The organism is Aestuariivirga sp. (genome assembly GCF_044238155.1).
Lineage (GTDB): Bacteria > Pseudomonadota > Alphaproteobacteria > Rhizobiales > Aestuariivirgaceae > Aestuariivirga.
This window is the reverse complement of sequence record NZ_JBIIDX010000007.1, coordinates 1-19,387: the sequence shown is the minus strand read 5'-3', so window position 1 is coordinate 19,387 and position 19,387 is coordinate 1. Positions and strand designations below refer to the sequence as shown.

Annotated in this window: 23 protein-coding genes; 20 read left to right on the top strand and 3 right to left on the bottom strand. The window is 64.7% G+C overall.

The window, feature by feature from the left end:
- Position 1: 1 nt before the first annotated feature.
- From bchY to ACILRN_RS01495, 20 genes are all read left to right on the top strand, one after another.
- The gene (gene bchY, locus ACILRN_RS01590; protein WP_395684896.1) at positions 2-1,534 is read left to right on the top strand and encodes a chlorophyllide a reductase subunit Y; all 1,533 of its coding nucleotides are present in this window, start codon (positions 2-4) and stop codon (positions 1,532-1,534) included.
- Positions 1,535-1,580: 46 nt separating this feature from the next.
- Complete coding sequence (gene bchZ / locus ACILRN_RS01585) at positions 1,581-3,023, top strand: chlorophyllide a reductase subunit Z (RefSeq protein ID WP_395684894.1); 1,443 nt, start codon at positions 1,581-1,583, stop codon at positions 3,021-3,023.
- Positions 3,024-3,075: 52 nt separating this feature from the next.
- A complete protein-coding gene (locus ACILRN_RS01580; RefSeq protein ID WP_395684892.1) occupies positions 3,076-3,291 on the top strand; it encodes a hypothetical protein in 216 nt (71 codons plus the stop codon).
- 141 nt (positions 3,292-3,432) lie between these two features.
- Positions 3,433-3,651: a light-harvesting antenna LH1, beta subunit gene (pufB, locus tag ACILRN_RS01575; RefSeq protein ID WP_395684890.1), complete on the top strand. Its 219-nt coding sequence runs from the start codon at positions 3,433-3,435 to the stop codon at positions 3,649-3,651.
- Positions 3,652-3,663: 12 nt separating this feature from the next.
- Complete coding sequence (gene pufA, locus ACILRN_RS01570; protein ID WP_395684888.1) at positions 3,664-3,846, top strand: light-harvesting antenna LH1, alpha subunit; 183 nt, start codon at positions 3,664-3,666, stop codon at positions 3,844-3,846.
- 111 nt (positions 3,847-3,957) lie between these two features.
- The gene (gene pufL, locus ACILRN_RS01565) at positions 3,958-4,797 is read left to right on the top strand and encodes a photosynthetic reaction center subunit L (protein WP_395684886.1); all 840 of its coding nucleotides are present in this window, start codon (positions 3,958-3,960) and stop codon (positions 4,795-4,797) included.
- 4 nt (positions 4,798-4,801) lie between these two features.
- Positions 4,802-5,773, top strand: a complete 972-nt coding sequence (gene pufM / locus ACILRN_RS01560; protein ID WP_395684930.1) for a photosynthetic reaction center subunit M — start codon at positions 4,802-4,804, stop codon at positions 5,771-5,773.
- Positions 5,774-5,789: 16 nt separating this feature from the next.
- On the top strand, positions 5,790-6,845 hold the full coding sequence (gene pufC / locus ACILRN_RS01555; protein WP_395684885.1) for a photosynthetic reaction center cytochrome PufC: 1,056 nt from the start codon (positions 5,790-5,792) through the stop codon (positions 6,843-6,845).
- A gap of 111 nt (positions 6,846-6,956) precedes the next feature.
- Complete coding sequence (gene pufB, locus ACILRN_RS01550) at positions 6,957-7,112, top strand: light-harvesting antenna LH1, beta subunit (protein WP_395684883.1); 156 nt, start codon at positions 6,957-6,959, stop codon at positions 7,110-7,112.
- A 12-nt stretch (positions 7,113-7,124) separates the two neighbouring features.
- Positions 7,125-7,427, top strand: coding sequence for a light-harvesting protein (locus ACILRN_RS01545; protein ID WP_395684881.1), 303 nt, complete (start codon positions 7,125-7,127; stop codon positions 7,425-7,427).
- Between the two features lie 188 nt (positions 7,428-7,615).
- Positions 7,616-9,019: an MFS transporter gene (locus tag ACILRN_RS01540; protein WP_395684879.1), complete on the top strand. Its 1,404-nt coding sequence runs from the start codon at positions 7,616-7,618 to the stop codon at positions 9,017-9,019.
- 33 nt (positions 9,020-9,052) lie between these two features.
- Entirely contained in the window at positions 9,053-9,640 is a 588-nt protein-coding gene (locus ACILRN_RS01535) for a hypothetical protein (RefSeq protein WP_395684877.1), read from the top strand.
- 325 nt (positions 9,641-9,965) lie between these two features.
- Positions 9,966-11,312, top strand: coding sequence for a BCD family MFS transporter (locus ACILRN_RS01530; protein ID WP_395684875.1), 1,347 nt, complete (start codon positions 9,966-9,968; stop codon positions 11,310-11,312).
- A 4-nt stretch (positions 11,313-11,316) separates the two neighbouring features.
- Positions 11,317-12,504, top strand: a complete 1,188-nt coding sequence (locus ACILRN_RS01525) for a geranylgeranyl diphosphate reductase (protein ID WP_395684873.1) — start codon at positions 11,317-11,319, stop codon at positions 12,502-12,504.
- Positions 12,501-12,989 carry a TspO/MBR family protein gene (locus tag ACILRN_RS01520; RefSeq protein ID WP_395684870.1) on the top strand — a complete coding sequence of 163 codons (489 nt, stop codon included), beginning with the start codon at positions 12,501-12,503 and terminating at the stop codon, positions 12,987-12,989. Before ACILRN_RS01525 ends, ACILRN_RS01520 begins: the two co-directional genes overlap by 4 nt.
- A gap of 6 nt (positions 12,990-12,995) precedes the next feature.
- Positions 12,996-13,295 carry a hypothetical protein gene (locus ACILRN_RS01515; RefSeq protein ID WP_395684868.1) on the top strand — a complete coding sequence of 100 codons (300 nt, stop codon included), beginning with the start codon at positions 12,996-12,998 and terminating at the stop codon, positions 13,293-13,295.
- Between the two features lie 34 nt (positions 13,296-13,329).
- A complete protein-coding gene (locus ACILRN_RS01510) occupies positions 13,330-13,710 on the top strand; it encodes a c-type cytochrome (protein ID WP_395684866.1) in 381 nt (126 codons plus the stop codon).
- 89 nt (positions 13,711-13,799) lie between these two features.
- Positions 13,800-14,180, top strand: a complete 381-nt coding sequence (locus ACILRN_RS01505; protein ID WP_395684865.1) for a c-type cytochrome — start codon at positions 13,800-13,802, stop codon at positions 14,178-14,180.
- A gap of 39 nt (positions 14,181-14,219) precedes the next feature.
- A complete protein-coding gene (fni, locus tag ACILRN_RS01500; protein WP_395684864.1) occupies positions 14,220-15,236 on the top strand; it encodes a type 2 isopentenyl-diphosphate Delta-isomerase in 1,017 nt (338 codons plus the stop codon).
- A 114-nt stretch (positions 15,237-15,350) separates the two neighbouring features.
- On the top strand, positions 15,351-16,151 hold the full coding sequence (locus ACILRN_RS01495) for a hypothetical protein (protein WP_395684862.1): 801 nt from the start codon (positions 15,351-15,353) through the stop codon (positions 16,149-16,151).
- 48 nt (positions 16,152-16,199) lie between these two features.
- Here the strand turns inward: ACILRN_RS01495 and ACILRN_RS01490 are convergent, their stop codons facing one another.
- The 3 genes from ACILRN_RS01490 to ACILRN_RS01480 form a co-directional block, all read right to left on the bottom strand.
- Positions 16,200-17,327 (bottom strand): hypothetical protein, encoded by a 1,128-nt coding sequence (locus ACILRN_RS01490; RefSeq protein WP_395684860.1) that lies wholly within the window; start codon positions 17,325-17,327, stop codon positions 16,200-16,202.
- Between the two features lie 39 nt (positions 17,328-17,366).
- Positions 17,367-18,125 carry a glycosyltransferase gene (locus ACILRN_RS01485; RefSeq protein WP_395684859.1) on the bottom strand — a complete coding sequence of 253 codons (759 nt, stop codon included), beginning with the start codon at positions 18,123-18,125 and terminating at the stop codon, positions 17,367-17,369.
- An 88-nt stretch (positions 18,126-18,213) separates the two neighbouring features.
- Entirely contained in the window at positions 18,214-19,239 is a 1,026-nt protein-coding gene (locus ACILRN_RS01480) for an HAD family hydrolase (protein WP_395684857.1), read from the bottom strand.
- Between the last annotated feature and the right edge of the window lie 148 nt (positions 19,240-19,387).

The window sequence follows — 19,387 nt, the reverse complement described above, 5'->3', positions numbered from 1 at the left end:
GATGGCAACCACCCTCATCGACAGAACCGGGCCCGTGACGGAGCCGCCAAAGGCGGATGTCTCCGGCCTGTCCTGCCATGCGGGCAAGGAAGAACTTGCAAAGGCCGCGCAGGCCGCGGGCAAGTCCGAGGCGCTCGAGCAATACGCGAAGGACTATCCGCTTGGCCCGCACGACCAGCCGCAGAGCATGTGCCCGGCCTTCGGCTCGTTGCGCGTTGGCCTGCGGATGAAGCGGACCGCGACGATCCTCTCGGGCTCCGCCTGCTGTGTCTATGGCCTGACTTTCACCTCGCACTTCTACGGTGCGCGGCGCTCGGTGGGCTATGTTCCCTTCAATTCCGAGACGCTCGTGACAGGCAAGCTGTTCGAGGACATCCGCGATGCGGTCTTCGCGCTTGCCAGGCCCGAGGACTATGACGCCATCGTCATCACCAATCTCTGCGTTCCCACGGCCTCCGGCGTACCGCTGCAATTGCTGCCCAAGGAGATCAACGGCGTGCGAATCATCGGCATCGACGTGCCGGGCTTCGGCGTGCCGACCCATGCCGAGGCGAAGGATGTGCTCGCCGGCGCGATGCTGAAATATGCGGCCTCTGAAATCCGGCAGGGTCCGGTGGCGGCGCCGCGCACGGCGCGCAGCGCCCTTCCGGTTGTCACGCTGCTGGGCGAGATGTTCCCTGCCGATCCGGTCGGCATCGGCCGCATGCTGGAGCCCATGGGGCTTGCTGCCGGGCCGGTGGTGCCCACCCGCGAATGGCGCGAACTGTTCGCCGCCTTCGATTGCGCGGCGGTGGCCGCCATCCATCCCTTCTATACCGCATCGATCCGTGAATTCGAAACGGCTGGCCGCAGCGTCGTGGGCTCGGCGCCGGTGGGCCATGACGGAACGGCGGACTGGCTCGCCGCCATCGGTCAGGCCTGCAACATCAGCCCCGACAAGATCGCCACGGCGCAGAACGCCATCCTTCCCGCCATCAAGGCGGCGCTGGCGGCGAAGCCGATCAGGGGCCGCATCACCGTGTCGGGCTATGAAGGCTCGGAGCTTCTGGTCGCGCGCCTGCTGATCGAGAGCGGCGCCGAGGTCCCCTATGTGGGCAGCGCCTGCCCGCGCACCCGCTGGTCCGACGCCGACCGCGCCTGGCTGGAAGCGCGTGGCGTCACCGTGCAGTTCCGCGCCTCGCTCGAGAACGACATCGCGGCGGTGCTCGATCACCGGCCCGACCTCGCCATCGGCACCACGCCGGTGGTGCAGAAGGCCAAGCAGATGTCCATTCCCTCGCTCTATTTCACCAATCTGATCTCGGCGCGGCCGCTGATGGGCCCGGCGGGGGCCGGCTCGCTCGCCCAGGTGATCAACGCGGCAATGTCCAACAAGCAGCGCTTCGACGTGATGAAGGACTTCTTCGCAGGCGTGGGCGAAGGCCATGCGGCGGGAGTCTGGGAAGAAACCCCGGTGGACCGGCCCGAGTTCCGCAAGAAATACGCCGGCATGCTGGCCGCAAAGGCCAAGGCCGAGGAGGCCGTTGGAACATGATGGGCGCGGTGACGCACACCTTCAAGCCAGGCGCGGAGGCACCCTCATGCTGGTGCTAGATCACGACCGCGCCGGGGGCTATTGGGGCTCCGTCTATGTGTTCACCGCGATCAAGGGATTGCAGGTGATCATCGACGGACCGGTGGGTTGTGAAAATCTTCCTGTGACGTCGGTGCTCCATTACACCGATGCGCTGCCGCCGCATGAGCTGCCCATCGTGGTGACCGGACTTTCCGAGGAGGAGCTCGGCCAGCACGGCACCGAAGGCGCCATGCGCCGCGCCCACAAGACGCTCGATCCCACCATGCCGAGCGTCGTGGTTACCGGTTCGATCGCCGAGATGATCGGCGGCGGCGTGACCCCGCAGGGCACCGGCATCCAGCGCTTCCTGCCACGCACCATCGACGAGGATCAGTGGCAGAGTGCGGACCGCGCCCTGAACTGGCTGTGGACGGAATTCGGCATCAAGAAGAAGCAGGTTCCGACCCTGAAGCCGCGCGCTGCAGGCGAGAAGCCGCGCGTCAACATAATCGGAACGATCTACGGCACCTTCAACAGCTGGTCGGATCTGGCGGAAATCCGCCGCCTCGTCGAGGGCATCGGCGCCGAAGTCAACATGTGCTTCCCGCTGGGCTCGCATCTGGCCGACGTGCCGAAGCTCGCCAATGCCGAAGCCAATATCTGCATGTATCGCGAGTTCGGACGCAAGCTGTGCGAAAATCTCGATCGTCCCTATCTGCAGGCGCCCATCGGCCTGCACTCCACCACCAAGTTCCTGCGCGCGCTGGGTGAAATTCTGGGCCTTGATCCTGAACCCTTCATCGCCAGGGAAAAGCACACCACCATCAAGCCGCTGTGGGACCTGTGGCGCTCGGTGACCCAGGACTTCTTCGCCACTGCCAGCTTCGGCGTGGTGGCAAGCGAAACCTATGCCCGCGGCCTCGAGCACTTCCTGGGCGAGGAGATGGGCCTTCCCTGCCATTTTGCCGTCGCCCGCAAGCCCGGCGACAAGACTGACAATGCTGCGGTGCGCCAGCTGGTGCGCGAGAAGACCCCGCTCATCCTGTTCGGCAGCTACAATGAGCGCATGTATCTCGCCGAAGCTGGCGGACGCGGCATCTATATTCCAGCCTCCTTCCCCGGCGCCATCATCCGCCGCCATACCGGCACGCCCTTCATGGGCTATGCGGGGGCAACCTATCTCATCCAGGAAGTGTGCAACGCGCTGTTTGACGCGTTGTTCAACATTCTGCCGCTCGCTACCGACATGGACAAGGTGGAAGCAACGCCTGCCAGGCGCGAGCATGAGCTGATCTGGGACGATGCCGCCAAGGCCGCCCTCGACGAACTGGTTGAACGCCAGCCCATCCTGGTTCGGATTTCTGCCGCCAAGCGGCTGCGCGACGGGGCCGAGGCCCGCGCCCGCAGGGCGCAATCCGAAACGGTTGCCGAAGCCGACGTTCGCTCAGCCATCGCGGAGCTTGTGTGATGCACATGCTCCATCATCATCAACACGTCACTGACATCGGGAGGACAATAGCATGTCAATGATCAATGCCTCGCGCCACGACGAGGGCAAGTTCGAATTCAGCCTGTTGATGTGGCTTGCCTTCGCCATCTTCTTCGTGGCGATCGCACTCTCGCGGCTGATCCCGCGTGCCGCCAGGCCGCGCATGGCCGGCCACGACGAGGGGAAGTCGATCTTCGCAGCAGCCAAGGCGGCAACGCACAATTCGATCCCCTTCGCCTTCATGTGAGGCGACAGGGCAGACTTTCACGCGTGCCCTTCAGGGCACGGGTGAAGCGCCGAGGGCTTTCCACCAGCCCGGAGCACCCGGTCCGCGCGGGACTTCAGCGGTAACAGGCCCCTCACCGGGCCTCAGACGGAGGTCAGTCAAATGGCCGATAACAAAGGGTCAGGCATTTCCGGCCTGACCGAAGCCGAAGCCAAGGAGTTCCATGGGATCTTCGTCACGAGCTTCATTGCCTTCACGTTGGTGGCAGTCGTCGCCCACTTCCTTGCCTGGCAATGGCGCCCGTGGATTCCCGGACCCAATGGCTATGAGAGCACCGACCTGACGCCGGTTCTGAACCAGCTCACGTCGATGTTCACATAAGGAGGATTGATCATGTGGCGCATGTGGCTTCTCTTCGATCCCCGCAGGACCCTGGTGGCGATGGCCACCTTCCTGTTCGTGCTTGCTCTCGTCATCCACTTCATCCTGCTCTCCACCGACCGGTTCAACTGGCTGGAAGGCGGCGTGAAGAAGGCTGCAAGCCTGGATGTCACAGTCAGCGAGATGATCGGCTGAGGCCGGTCATCCCGCACCCCCCTGTGGACGGAACCGGCTGTACCGCCTGTTCCGTCCACGAACAGATTTCGAACCGAAAGGCCGGCCGCAGAGGCTGGAGGAGTGGCTGAGATGGCAATGCTGAGTTTCGAAAAGAAGTATCGCGTCCGCGGCGGAACGCTGATCGGCGGCGACCTGTTCGATTTCTGGGTTGGCCCCTTCTACGTCGGCTTCTTTGGCGTCACCACCGCATTTTTCTCTCTGCTCGGCACCGCGCTCATCGTCTATGGCGCTGCGATCGGGCCAACCTGGAACCTCTGGCAGATCAACATCGCGCCGCCCGACCTGAGCTACGGCCTGGCGCTGGCGCCCCTCAAGCAGGGCGGCCTCTGGCAGATCATCACCGTCTGCGCCACCGGCGCTTTTGTCAGCTGGGCGCTGCGCGAGGTCGAGATCTGCCGCAAACTCGGCATCGGCCTGCATGTGCCGGTGGCCTTCTCCTTCGCAATCCTCGCCTACGTCACGCTTGAGATCGTGCGCCCGGTGCTGCTCGGCGCCTGGGGACATGCCTTCCCCTATGGCATCATCAGCCATCTCGATTGGGTCTCGAACGTCGGCTACCAGTTCCTGCACTTCCATTACAATCCGGCGCACATGATCGCCATCACGCTGTTCTTCACGACGACGCTGGCGCTGGCCATGCATGGCGGCCTGGTGCTGTCGGCAACCAACCCGCCCAAGGGCGAAGCAGTCAAGACGGCCGAACACGAGAACAGTTTCTTCCGCGACCACATCGGCTACTCGATCGGCACGCTGGGCATTCATCGCCTCGGCCTGTTCCTGGCGCTGGGAGCCGTGTTCTTCAGCGCGGTGTGCATCGTGATCAGCGGCCCGTTCTGGACGCGCGGCTGGCCGGAGTGGTGGAACTGGTGGCTTGACCTGCCGATCTGGCCTCAGAACCCGGGAGCCTGACATGATGTACGAATACCAGAACATCTTCACCCGCGTTCAGGTGCATGGCCCCGCCGACATGGGCGTGCCGATGAAGCCAGGCAACTGGCGGCGCGAACCGGGCACCACCACCAACTGGCTCCTCGGGTTGATCGGTGACGCCCAGGTTGGGCCGATCTACCTCGGCGGGCTTGGCATTGCCTCGCTGCTCTGCGGCTTCATCGCCATCGAGATCATCGGTCTCAACATGCTGGCCTCGGTCAACTGGAGCCCCACCGAATTCGTGCGCCAGCTGTTCTGGCTGGGTCTGGAGCCGCCGCCTGCCAAATACGGCCTCGGCCTCGCGCCGCTGCGCGAAGGCGGCTGGTGGCAGATGGCGGGCTTCTTCCTCACCGCGTCGATCCTGCTGTGGTGGCTGCGCACCTACCGTCGCGCCCGCGCGCTTGGCATGGGCACCCACATCGCCTGGGCATTTGCCGCGGCAATCTGGCTCTATCTGGTGCTGGGTTTCATCAGGCCGCTGCTGCTCGGCAATTTCTCGGAAGCCGTGCCCTTCGGCATCTTCCCGCATCTCGACTGGACTGCCGCTTTCTCGATCCGCTACGGCAATCTCTTCTACAACCCCTTCCACATGCTCTCGATCGCCTTCCTCTATGGTTCGGCATTGCTGTTCGCCATGCACGGCGCAACCATTCTCGCGGTGTCGCGGCTGGGCGGCGAGCGCGAAATCGAACAGATCATCGACCGCGGCACGGCCTCCGAGCGCGCCGCCCTGTTCTGGCGCTGGACCATGGGCTTCAACGCCACGATGGAATCGATCCACCGCTGGGCCTGGTGGTTTGCGGTGCTCTGCCCGCTGGTCGGCGGCATCGGCATCCTGCTCACCGGCACGGTGGTCGACAACTGGTACCTGTGGGCGGTCAAGCACGGCGTGGCGCCGGTTTACCCGCTCGACCTGACGGCGCCGGTTCTCGATCCCACAGGCGTGTCGCAATAATAGGAGGCATGATCAGATGAAACTCTCCGCCTCCACCCTCACCGCCGCCCTGCTCGGCGCTGTCGTCATCGTTCTGCTGATGATCCCGATGATGCTGCAGTGGGAACGCCCGCCGATGGACTCCGAGCAACTGGGCTACCGCGGCGTCGGCATGGAACAGATCACCAACCCGCGCAGTGCCGAAATACTCGCGGCGCTGAACAAGGCGCCAGTTCCCGACGACCCCGTCGAGAATGACGGCGTGCTCGTCAAGAACGATTCTGAAAACTACAAGAACGTCCAGGTGCTGGGCGATCTCGACACCGCGCAGTTCAACCGCCTGATGAACTCGATCACCACATGGGTGGCCCCGCAGGAGGGCGACAATGCCGGCTGCGCTTATTGCCACAACGTCGAGAACATGGCCTCAGATGAAATCTACACCAAGGTCGTGGCGCGGCGCATGCTGCAGATGACCAAGGCCATCAACAGCGAATACAAGAGCCACGTGCAGGCCACTGGCGTGACCTGCTACACCTGCCACCGCGGGCAGCCCGTGCCCGCCAACGTCTGGTCGATCAACCCCGGACCCAAGCAGGCCAGCGGCATGGCGGCCAGCCGCGATGGTCAGAACCAGGGCGGCATGAAGGTGCCGGCTTACGCCTCCCTGCCCTATGATCCGTTCACCACGCTGCTGAAGCCCGGCGCCAACATCCGTGTCATTGCGTCCACTGCACTGCCCGGAGGCACCGGCGGCTCGATCCAGAGCACCGAGAAGACCTATGCGCTGATGATGCACATGTCCACGGGGCTCGGCGTCAACTGCACCTTCTGCCACAACTCGCGGATATTCAGCAGCTGGGAACAGAGCCGGCCGCAGCGCGTCACGGCCTGGCACGGCATCAAGATGGCCGGTGAGGTCAATCAAACCTACATGGACTCGCTCACCGATGTGTTCCCTGCCAACCGCAAGGGTCCAATGGGCGATGTTCTCAAGATCAACTGCGCCACCTGCCACCAGGGGGTGAACAAGCCGCTCTACGGCTTCAGCATGGCGAAGGAGTATCCGGAATTGTCGGTTCCCAACCCGTGAGGGGAAGGAAGGTGCTCTGCACCTAAAACGAGTCTTGTTGTTGATGAAATGACGAGAAACCTGCGTGCGGGTCCAGCACGGAACTAGTCTAAGTCTGGAGGTACAAGCTAGATGTCAGACGATCCAAACAGGGTGTGGCCTACCGGCCTCACCATCAAGGAGTCTGAAGAGCTGCACAAGCACGTCATCGACGGCTCGCGCGTGTTCTTCGTGATCGCCCTTTTCGCCCACCTGCTGGCGTATATTTATTCGCCGTGGCTGCACTAGGAGGTCCATGACATGAACCAAGGAAGAATCTGGTGCGTCGTGAACCCCACCGTTGGCCTGCCGCTGTTCATCGGCGGCGTCGCGGTGACGTCTCTCGTGGTGCATGCGTCGGTCATGACGCATTCCACCTGGGTGGGGAAATTCTTCGAGGGCAGCGGGGCGGCAGCAGCCGCTTCGGCCGAGACCACGGTTGCTCCCGTGGCCTCGAATGTCCTGAAGACCGATCAGGGCTACGTCATCACCGTGACCGTGGCGCCCGAAGCGGACGCCAAACTGGCCTCGCTCGAGGACAGCACGGCGATCGTCGTGAAGTAGATGGCCATGCCGAACCGGCAGCGCTGGTCCCGCGTCCTCGCGGCCCGGGGTTGGCGCTGCGGTCCGGGTGGCGACGACATGGCGGGAGGCGTGCGGGATCATCGGTTCTGCCCGCCTCCTGCGCAGATCATGCGCCAGTGGTTTCACAGCATGACACAACACAGACCGCATGATGGACTGATCCTGCCATGAACCGCCTCAGCCAATCCCTGATGCGCAGCTGGATCGGCCTTGGCACGCGCTATCTGCCATTCGCCGATGCCGCCACCGATGACGTGCCCCTGAGCCGCCTCTTGCGCCTGTCGCTGTTCCAGGTGGCCGCCGGCATGATGCTGGTGCTGCTGGTTGGCACGCTCAACCGGGTTATGATCGTCGAGCTTCGCGTTCCGGCATCGCTGGTGGCCGTGATGCTGGCGATGCCGCTGGTCTTTGCACCGTTTCGCGCGCTGATCGGCCACAAGTCCGACACCCATCGCTCAGCCCTTGGCTGGAAACGTGTGCCGTATATCTACAAGGGCACGATGGTGCAGTTCGCGGGCCTTGCCATCATGCCCTTCGCACTCCTCGTTCTTGCCCGCCAGGGCCATGCTGCCGAAGTGCCGGCCTGGATCGGCCAGGTCGCCGCGGCCCTCGCCTTTCTGCTGGCTGGTGCGGGCCTGCACATCACCCAGACAGTTGGCCTCGCGCTCGCAACCGATCTGACGCCGCCTGAAAAGCAGCCCAATGTGGTCGGGCTCATGTATGTGGCGCTGCTCCTCGGCTCGGTTGTCAGTGCACTGATTTTCGGCGCCCTGCTCTCGGATTTCTCCCATGGCCGCCTCGTCCAGGTCATTCAGGGTGCGGGGGTCGCAACGCTGGTGCTCAACGCCATTGCCGTCTGGAAGCAGGAGGCGCGCGGCAGTGCGCGCCTGTCGGGCAGCGCGGGCGGCGATCCGGGTTTTCAGGAGTCATGGGCCTGCTTCATCGCCGGCGACAAGGCCCGCACCCGCCTCGTGGCGGTGGGGCTTGGAACGCTGGCCTTCAGCATGCAGGACGTGATGCTCGAGCCCTATGGCGGGCAGGTGCTGGGCCTTGCCGTATCGAAGACGACCATTCTAACCGCGGCCATGGCCGGCGGTGGCCTTCTCGGTTTCGGCCTGGCGTCCTACGTGCTCAGCCGCGGCTTCGAACCGTTCCGCATGGCAGCTCTGGGCGCGCTCGCCGGTGTTCCGGCCTTCTTGCTGGTCATCGCTGCAGCGCCGCTGGCCTCGCCCGTGCTGTTTGGCTTGGGCACGCTGCTCATCGGCTTTGGCGGCGGCCTGTTTGGCCACGGCACGCTGACCGCAACCATGAACCAAGCGCCACATGATCAGCGCGGCCTGGCGCTTGGGGCGTGGGGGGCGGTGCAGGCCACGGCGGCAGGCATTGGCGTGGCGCTGGGCGCAGTCATCAGGGATGGCGTCGCACTCTGGGATAGCCACAACGCAGTCACACCCTATCTGACGGTCTACGGGCTGGAAATGATCCTGCTCCTGGGGGCCGTCGTAATCATGTTTCAACTCATCAGAAGCCCCGGCGCGGCGTCGCGCGGCCAAGCGGCTCAGGCGCGATGAGGGGAACGGAAACACTTTCGAGAGGAGATTGCCATGAGCCACGAGATCAGCCGGATGTATGCCTCGCCGGATACGGCGCGAAAGGCTGCAGATGAATTGAAGGAGGAAGGCTTCGGCGACGTGTTCGTCGTAACGCCGCCCGCCTCGGGCGACACGCCCGCATCGGCGATCGCGGCCCAGATTGCCCAGGGCCGCGTGCTGCTGGCCGATGCCCGCATCTACGCCAAGGGCGTTGCCGCCGGCGGGTCTCTGGTCACCGTCCACGCCCCGTTCGGCTCGGGCATGCTGGCCACCAGCATCCTCGAGAGCCATGGCCCGATTGCCTCCGGAATGCCAGAACCCGAACCTGAGACGATCTGGGACGAGGCGACCCCCCTGTCCAGCGCCATGATGATTCCGGTTCTGTTGCCAGATGCCACACCCATGTCCAAGGTGATCGGCTTTTCCCCGCTCATGTCGAACGACTGCGGCGCATCGGAGGCCATCGGCCTTCCGTTGCTGACCGACGGCAAGGCGCCGGAAGGCCGCTGGGGCATGCCCTTCCTGATCAATAACCCGGCGCCGCTGTCTTCGCTCGTCGGCCTGCCACTGTTGAAGCCGTTCCGTCCCATGGGTTGGTAGCGTAGCCGAGCGTAGGCGTGCCTTGCGCCGGCGGGTTCCGTCGGCGCAGCGGGACAGGCGCCGAAACACGATCCTGGTGTGATCTTCTTCCCTAACGCCACGGCGACCGAGGGCAGCAGCCACCGGGCCTCCACGGTCCTCAACTGACACACGCCCGGATTGCTCCGGGCGTTTTTTTGGCTGGCCTCCTCCCGCCCCGACTTCTGATGTCAACTCAGATTGACAAGTTGAGTTGTCACGGTTACCGTCCAGTCATGGCCAGAACCATGCCGATAGGGGCCTTGCCGTCTGATCTGTCCGCGCGCCGGAGCGCGAGGTGACGGCCGTGGCATCCACCGGACTCAGTTGGGTTGGCATTGTGCGGCTGGGGCTGGTTCAGGCTGCGCTGGGCGGCATCGTGGTGCTCACCACCTCCACCATCAACCGGGTGATGATCGTCGAGTTGGCGCTCCCCGCCATGGTGCCGGGGCTGCTGGTGAGTCTGCACTATGCCCTGCAGGTCCTGCGGCCACGCTGGGGCCATGGCTCGGACAGCGGCGGCCGGCGCACGCCGTGGATCATCGCCGGCATGGCGGCACTCGCCCTCGGCGGTTTCGGCGCTGCGCTCTCGGTTGGCGTCATGGCCGCGCACTTCTCGGCCGGTCTGGCGCTGGCGATCGTGTCCTTCACGCTGATCGGCGGCGGCGTGGGCGCAGCCGGCACATCCCTTCTGGTTTTGCTGGCGCAATCTGTCGCGGCCGAGCGGCGCGCAGCTGCCGCTACCATCGTCTGGATCCTGATGATCATCGGTTTCATTCTGACAGCGGCAATCGCCGGACGCTTCCTCGATCCCTTCTCGCCACAGCGGCTGGTCACCGTGGCAGGCGTCATCTGCACGGCTGCCTTCGTGATCACGCTGGCTGCGGTGCTTGGCGTCGAGCGCCACGCAGGCCATCGCCTGAGGGCGACGGCGGCATCGGCCGCATCGGCCGCGCCTGCCTTCCGCACCGCGCTGGCCAGCGTCTGGGCCGACAGGCCGGCGCGGCGCTTCGCGATTTTTATCTTCGTCTCGATGCTGGCCTACAGCGCCCAGGACCTGATTCTCGAACCCTTCGCCGGCCTCGTCTTCGGGCTGACGCCGGGCCAGTCAACCTCCCTGTCCGGCGTCCAGAACTCCGGCGTGCTTCTCGGCATGGTGCTGGTTGGCGCGCTGTCGGCGCGCTGGCCGGGCCTTCTGTCACTGCGCGGCTGGACGGTGCTCGGCTGTCTTGGATCGGCACTCGCGCTCATCGGGTTGGTGCTGGCAGGACGTGCCGGACCGGACTGGCCCCTGCAACACTCCGTATTTGCACTGGGCTTCTGCAACGGCGTGTTTGCCGTCGCGGCGATCGGCTCGATGTTCAGCATGGCGCAGAGCGGCACCTCGCGCGAGGGCGTGCGCATGGGCCTGTTCGGTGCCTCGCAGGCGATTGCATTCGGGATCGGTGGTTTTGCCGGCACGGTCCTCGCCGATGCCGTGCGCCTGATGACCGGCTCGCCGGTCCTCGCCTATGGCGGGGTCTTTGCGCTGGAGGCGGTGCTGTTCGTTGCAGCTGCGGTTCTGGCGGCGGGGCTTTCAGGGCGTGAAGCGAATTACGGGGAAGCGGCCAACCCGTTGGTCATGGCCGCACGACAACAGGCAAGCGGGAGCTGAGCATATGGCTTCGGACGTCATTCATGATCTCGTGGTGGTTGGCGGCGGGCCGGCCGGGGCAACGGCCGCCCATGATGCGGCGCGGGCGGGCATGAACGTGGTGCTGCTCGACCGCGCGGGCCGCATCAAACCCTGCGGCGGGGCCATTCCGCCACGCTGCGTGCGTGACTTTGATATTCCGGCCGAGCAGCTGGTGGCGCGCGTATTCTCGGCGCGCATTCTCTCGCCGACAGGCCGCAAGGTCGACATGCCGATCCCCAATTCCTATGTCGGCATGGTCGACCGCGAACATTTCGACGAATGGCTCAGGCATCGCGCCGCTGAAGCCGGCGCCCATCGCATCAGCGGCACCTATGAAAGCTTCTCGCGTGATGGCTATGGCACGGCCACCCTCCACTATCGCGGCAAGGACGGCGCCCCGGGCACTCTCCGCGCGCGCTGCGTGATTGCCGCGGACGGGGCGATCTCGAAGCTGGCGCGCGACACGGTGCGGGGCGCGGAGAAGATGCCCTATGTGTTTGCCTATCACGAGATCGTGCGTTCGCCCAAGACGCCGCAGGACAGCTTCGGCCCTGACCGCTGCGATGTCTATTACCGCGGCACGCTCTCGCCGGACTTCTACGCCTGGGTTTTCCCGCATGGCGAAACCACCAGCGTGGGTACGGGCAGCGCCAACAAGGGCTTCTCGCTCAAGGGATCGGTCGCCGATCTGCGCCGCGAGGCGGGCCTTGATGGCGAAACCATCCGGCGCGAAGGTGCGCCCATCCCGCTGAAACCGCTCAAGCGCTGGGACAATGGCCGCGATGTCGTGCTCGCCGGTGACGCGGCAGGTGTAGTGGCGCCCGCCTCGGGCGAAGGCATCTATTATGCCATGCTGGGCGGGCGGCTGGCTGCCGATGCGGCCCTTGCCTTCCTCAAGACAGGCGATGCCCGGGAACTGGCCGGCGCCCGCAAGCGCTTCATGAAGGAGCACGGCCGCGTGTTCTGGGTGCTCGGCATCATGCAGTATTTCTGGTACCGCAACGACAAGCGCCGCGAGAGCTTCGTGAAAATGTGCGAAGACAAGGATGTCCAGCGCCTGACCTGGGAGTCCTACACCAACAAGAAGCTGGTGCGTCAAAGCCCGATGGCGCATCTGCGCATCTTCGTGAAGGACATGGCCCACCTCCTCGGCATCGCCCGTCCGACATGAACCTGTCGGGAAGCTTTCTCTGGGCGCTCGGCGGGGCCGCCCTGGCCGGCGTCATCGTGGCGCTCGCGGGTGGCCTGCTGACCGAGACCGGCGCATGGTACCACAGCCTGCGCAAGCCCGCCTGGAAGCCGCCGGACTGGGCATTCGGACCGGTATGGACGGTCATCATCATCCTCGCGGTCATTGCCGCCGCCCTGGCATGGGAACAGTCGGATACGGCGGGCATGCGCGCCGCAGTGCTGTTGGCCCTGCTCGTCAACAGCGTGCTCAACATTGCCTGGAGCGGCGTGTTCTTCAAGATGCGACGGCCAGACTGGGCTCTGATCGAAGTCGGTCTGCTGTGGCTCTCGATCCTGGCTCTGATCATCGTTCTGGGCTCGGTCTCGACAACGGCGGGCTGGCTGTTGCTGCCATATCTCGCCTGGGTGTCGGTGGCGGCTTTCCTGAATTACCGGATCGTTCGGATGAACGGGCCTTTCGGCTGAGGGTCCATGGCCGATTTCATCCAGAGCGGGATGTTTGTTTCGGCCGTGCTGGTGGCCCTTGCGGCCGAGATCGCGCTGGCCAGCCTCTATTTCTGGCGGCGGCGGCAAGTCACGCTGATGCTCTCCTTCATTGCCAACGGGCTGGCCGGGGCAGCGCTCATCCTGGCCTTGCGCAGCGCGATAGGCGAAGCGGGATGGCGGATTGTCGCAATCTATCTTGTGGCAGCCCTCCTTGCGCATGTTGCCGATGCGGTTCTAAGATTGTCGCTGGCGCGGAGATTGGCGGGCCCATCCGGAGCCGACTGACTGAAGGATTAAGACTGCCCCCTCGGAGGAACCCATGTACAAGATGACTGCATTCGCCGCTGCTGCGGCGCTGATGATGTTTGCCGGTGCCGCGCATGCCGATGGCGATGCCGCGGCGGGCGAGAAGGTGTTTGCCAAGTGCAAGGCCTGCCACGAGGTCGAGAAGGGCGTGAACAAGGTTGGTCCGACGCTCAAGGGTGTCGTTGGCCGCCCCGCAGCCTCAGTCGCTGACTACAAGTACTCCGAGGCGATGCTTGCCAAGGGTGCGGAAGGCCTCATCTGGACCGAGGAGAATCTGGCAGCCTATCTGCCGGATCCGAAGGCCTATGTACCGAAGACGAAGATGGCCTTCGCCGGGCTGAAGAAGCCCGAGGACGTCGCCAATGTCATCGCCTATCTCAAGGCCCATCCCTGAGCTCAGCGCTCTGAGCCGATTGCCGAATACGTGATCCCGGGGCGTTGCTTGACCGTAACGCTTCGGGTCATATCGAGTGGAGACGACGAATGTTCAGGACGATCGGATTTACCGCCCTCGCCGCGATTGCGCTGCTGGCAGTGCCCGCCCATGCCGAGGGCGATGCGGCGGCCGGTGAAAAGGTCTTCGCCAAGTGCAAGGCCTGCCATGAAGTCGAAAAGGGCGTGAACAAGGTGGGCCCGACGCTGAAGGGCGTCGTGGGCCGCGCTGCAGGCGCCGTGCCTGACTACAAATACTCCGAGGCGATGCTTGCCAAGGGCGCCGAAGGCCTGGTGTGGGACGAGGCGAGCCTGACAGGCTATCTTGCCGATCCCAAGGGGTTCATCCCGAAGAACAAGATGGCGTTTGCCGGCCTCAAGAAGCCGGACGAGATCGCCAACGTCATCGCCTATCTCAAGGGCCACCCCTGAGTAGGCGCTGCATGACGGGCTCTGCGGTATGAGGTCCGCATGAGCGACATCGGTCAGCGCAAGCGGGAGCATATCGACATCGTCCTGTCTGGCAGCGCGCGCCATTCCGCGCCTGCCGGCTTCGATGCGGTCCACTTCCAGCACAATGCCCTGCCGGAGGCGGACCTCGGGTCGATCGACCTGTCCACCTCGTTTCTTGGCCGCAAGCTGCGGCTTCCCTATCTCGCCTCCTCGATGACCGGCGGGCCGGATGTGGCCGAACGCATCAACCGCGCCATCGCCGAGGCAGCCCAGCAGCTGGGGTTTGCCATGGCGGTGGGCTCGCAGCGAATCTCGCTCACCACCGCCGACCGGTCCGGGCTGGGGCCCGAACTCCGCCGCCTCGCGCCGGACGTCCCGATCTATGGCAATCTCGGCGCAGTTCAGCTCGTGCACGGCATGGGGCTTGCCGAGGCGCGCCGTGCCGTCGACGAACTTGGCGCCGACGCGCTCATCCTCCACCTCAACCCGCTGCAGGAGGCGTTGCAGCAGGGCGGCGACTGGAACTGGACCGGCGTCGAGCCCGCCATCAGCGCGCTCACCCGCGCGCTGCCGGTACCGGTCATCGTCAAGGAAGTGGGCAGTGGCATTTCGGCCGCCGTGGCCCGCCGCCTGGCCGATTGCGGGGTCGCAGCGATCGATGTTGCGGGGGCCGGCGGCACCAGCTGGGCCGCGGTCGAGGGCCGCCGCTCTGCCAGCCCCGCAGCTGAAGACCTTGGCGATATCTTCCGCGACTGGGGCATTCCAACGGCGCGCTGCCTGAGCGATGTCCACGCCGCGCTGCCGCTCATGCCGCTCATCGCCTCGGGCGGCATCCGCCACGGCCTCGATGCCGCGAAGGCGATCAGGCTCGGCGCCACCCTCACCGGCCAGGCGGCCGCCCTCCTGCCTGCGGCGATGAACGGGCCGGAGGCCGTCATCGCCCATGTCGGGGCAGTGGCCCGCGCCCTGCGCATTGCCTGTTTCGCCACGGGCTCGCGCAACCTCGCGGCGTTGCGCACGGCGCAGCTGCAATAGCTCATCCCGGGGTGACGGCGGCGTGATTGCGGGTCCGGCTCTTGCTGGCGGCCGCGTCCACGGCTACACCCGCAGCAAGCACGCTGACCCGTCGCAACAGGACATGATTGGAGCATGGCTCTGAAACATCTGCGCCACGCTCCGGAATATGCAAACCTTGCAAGCACGATACGTGCCTACAGCTTTGGCCGGCGGCTTTTCTATGCACCCAACATCGGCAACTGGGGTGATGCGCTGATCCATCATGGCACCCTGCAATTCCTGCACCACCACCAGATTGACTGCCAGCAGCTGCCACGCCTGGCCTTTGCCCACATCCGGAACAGCCTCGCCTGCACTGGCATGCGGCTGTCGGGTGCGGTCCTGCTCGCGGGCGGAGGCGGCGCATGGTGCAGGAACTACGAAGACTCCCGCCAGTTCCTGTCCATCTGCGGGGCTCTCTTCGACCATGTCATCGTGCTGCCGACGACCTTTGAGCTGCCCGCACTTGATCTGCACCACAGCCAGGTCACTTATTTCAGGCGCGACCAGTTCCGCAGTGCCGAGAGCATTCCACATAGTCAGTTCTGCCACGACATGGCGTTCTTCCTCGATCTCGCCGTGTCCGGTCCGGCACACGGCAAGGAGGTCGGCAACTTCTTCCGAATTGACCGGGAGCGCAGCGCAGCCTCCTCCATTCCCGAGGACAATCTCGACCTCAGCCTCAACGGAACAGACGAAACCGATCCTGCCGGCTTCTTTCAGGCCTTGGCGGGCCATGGCAGGATCAGGACGGATCGTCTCCACGTCGCGATCGCAAGCTGCCTGCTTGGATTGCCCTGTGATCTCTATCCGGGCAACTACTTCAAGTCTGCCGATCTCTTCCGGTCCTCGATCGAAACCAACTACAGCAGTTGCAGCCTGATATCCTGGTAGCAACGCGCGCGTGATGCCCAGCGCCGGAGGCCGCAAGACCAGCCCTGCTCAGCCGGGCGGGTCTGCACTGCGAATTTTTTCCATGACGGCATCCAACCACGGAGCCTCGACGCCATTCCTGCGCGCATACTCGGAAATCCGGTGCAGTTCCTTCAGCGCGGGCCTAGTCAAGCGCATGGTCCTGACTGCGTTGAGATCGAGCGCGCCCTTGAAGCAATCGGGCTCAGCGATGCCCGCCGCCAGAAAGTTCAAGCGCGTGCGGATGCATTTCTCGCAACTGCCGCAGTTTCCGCTCGAGGTCAGCCCCTCCCAGCACACGTTGAGGCCGGATGTGGCGGCCGGTGAGGTCGCCAGATGCCTGATCTTCTCCGTGCGGGAATAGCCCGCCCCTTCATGCACGATCTCCAGATCATCTCCGGAGAGCAGGTAATCGGTGGCGGGAGTGGATCCCCAGGGAGTGATCATCGAATCATAGGGCGAGCCGCTGCCAATAAGGCCATAATCGAATTCATGCGAGAACTGGTGCAGTGCACAGGCGATATGCGCCCCAAAGGCGGCCTCCCAGTGCTGAAGCCCGGGACTGCGCACATTGGTGCGGATCACCCTGCGCTCCAGGCCCAGTTCGGCCAACAAGGGGTCGGTTCGTCTCAGAATGCCCGAGAACACCGCCTGATCGCCGATGGGAACGTCGAAACCATGCACGGAGACGACGGTATCGAGATTGTAGGAGCTTGGCCCGAGTTCGCGACGGCCGTGGCGCAGGGCGAGGAAGGTCGCATCGACACCGCCCGAGAAGGCGGCAATCGCGCGGCTGGTCTGCGGTGCCGCAAACTCGCGTTCATGGATGATCGTATCCGGTATGATCTCGACGATCCTGAACGTGTCGGGCAGCCAGTTGTGCCAGGCTTCCTGCAGGATCCTCGAATTGCGCATGCAGCGCGCGCTGAGCGGACCCCTGACGATGTAGCGCCGTGCATATTGCATGGCAAACAGCAGGAAGCAGAGCATGAAGCCGTCCAGCACCCTGGGTTCGGGAAGCCGGCTCTGCCCGGCAAACTCGAAGAAATATCCTTCCGACGCGGCCACCTCGGGCATGCTGGGGAGCTCAAGCTTGACGAAGCGAACCGCGTTGCCCCGCACGGTCTTCTGTTCAAAATCCAGCAGCAGGTCCATCATCACCCGCGCCCCGAATGCCCGGGCTTCGCCCGGACCGGCCTAGAACCCGAGCTGCATGCCACCGAGAAGCCTCCTGGCAATTTCCCGCTCGCGGTCGGTCAACGCCTTCATCGTCGCGAGGATGGGCCGTGGATCAAGCGCCTTGTCGGGGTCGATCCCCGCAGGGACGGCCTCGCCGATTGAGAGATAGAGCCTCGGCCAGGTGCAGAGGTAGTTGACGGTCGCGAAGCGCGTCGTTGCGCCTTGCAGCTTCACGGAATCGAGCAGCTTCAGGAAGATCCTGTCTCCGAACAGCGCCACGGCCTTCGGCATGGTGATCCACAGCGGCAGCAGGTGGAACGAACCGCGCAGAAAGAAGAAGCAGTTCGTATCGACATGGCCCGGATCCTCGCCCAGCGGCATGACGGTTTCATCGGGGCGGCGAAACGCTCTCTTGGCAATCACGTAGTCACACAGGCTTGCATCGGTGAAGGCCTGTCTGGCTGCAAGCAGGCACTCCTCGACGTGAGTGTGTTCCAGCCAGTTGTCGGCGTCGAGGAAGAACAGCGCGTCATATTCCTCGGCCAGGGCAAGCATCGCGCCGAGGCCGCGTGGCGTGTTGCCATAGTCGCCATGGCTCCGGTCGAGCCGCAGGTGACGGACGCCCGCCTCGTCAAGCCAGTCCTGCGGATGGCCATCTGCGATCATCAGCTGCTCGCAGGCAAGGCTCTGGGCCTTGACGCTGTTGATGCAGCGCTCGAGGGTTTTGCGGTGCTCCTTGTAGTAGGGCGTGATCGCGATGCATCTGAAGTTGCTCAAGGTCGGTTTGTCCTGGTGGTCTTCGAATCAAGACTGTTTATAGGGCACGCCTCTGCCGGGGGCGAGGCCGGTGACGTGCATGGCCCTCTCACGGCGCGGAACCCTCAAGAACCTCGCGCCAATCCTTCCTTATGCTGATGATCTGCCAGCCATCCCGCAGGGCCCGGTCATGGAGGGCCTGGCCGAACCTGCCCACGTGGCTGTCTGGAAGGCCCTGTGCGGGGCCATAGGCATATTCGCGCTCAGCGTCATCATGCAGCACCAGCATGGCAAGGCTGCGGCCCCTGCGTCCGGACACATAGTCGAGCATCTCGGCATCCCCGCCGGAATTGCCGAAGGCCGCGATCGGCCGCCGCCCGATGCGCAGCTGGATGGCTTCGGGCTTTCCCTCCCCCACCGTCAGCAGCGCGACATCGCTGTTGACGTTCAGCACTGCCCGGCCGTCTGGATCGGTGCCGAAGCTCATGTCGTGCGTGGTTCCAACCACCTGCTCGGGCGGCACGCCGTAGATCTCCTCTGCGAAGCTGCGCACAAAATCCTGGCCGCTGCCGGTGACGATGTAGGTCTTGAAACCATGGCTGCGCAAATAGGCCAGCAGCTCCAGCATCGGCTTGTAGGCGAGCGCGGTGTAGGGCAGCTTCCAGCGCGGCTGGCGTGACTCGCGGATCCATTGCCGATAGGCGGCATCGAACGCCTCAACGCTCATGCCCGACATTGCGGCATCGACCATGGCGCCCATGTCCTCCGCGCTGAGGCTGTCCAGTGCGGCGCGGCCGCGCGCCAGCACGCCATGCACCTGCTCCGGCAAGCCCTTCCCGCCGGCGCTGGCGCGTGCACTGAGGTGATCGAAGGCGAAGACCACCTCCGGGTACATCGGCTGCTCCACCCACAGCGTGCCATCCATGTCGAAAGTGGCGATGCGCTCCGCCTCGGGAACGAAGTCCGGATTGCTGGGCGATGTCACGGCCGACACGAAGGCGATGATGGCGCGCCGCGCCGGCCCGTCGTTCCAGGACGGCAAGTGCGCCGTCTGCGCGAAGGCGGCGGGCGACGCCAGCAGGATCAGAAGGCCGATGACGGCAAGCATCACCTGCCGGCGGACGTCACGGTTCACCTTGTCATCTCCCCACTGCGAAGGCGCTGACCAGCATGCCACTCACATAGAGCGTCACCCCGAGGCCGCTGTACCACAGGGCGCGGCGCCGGGGATCGCCGAGAAAGCGCGCCATCATGGCCAGCTGCAGCACGAGCAGCCCCGCCAC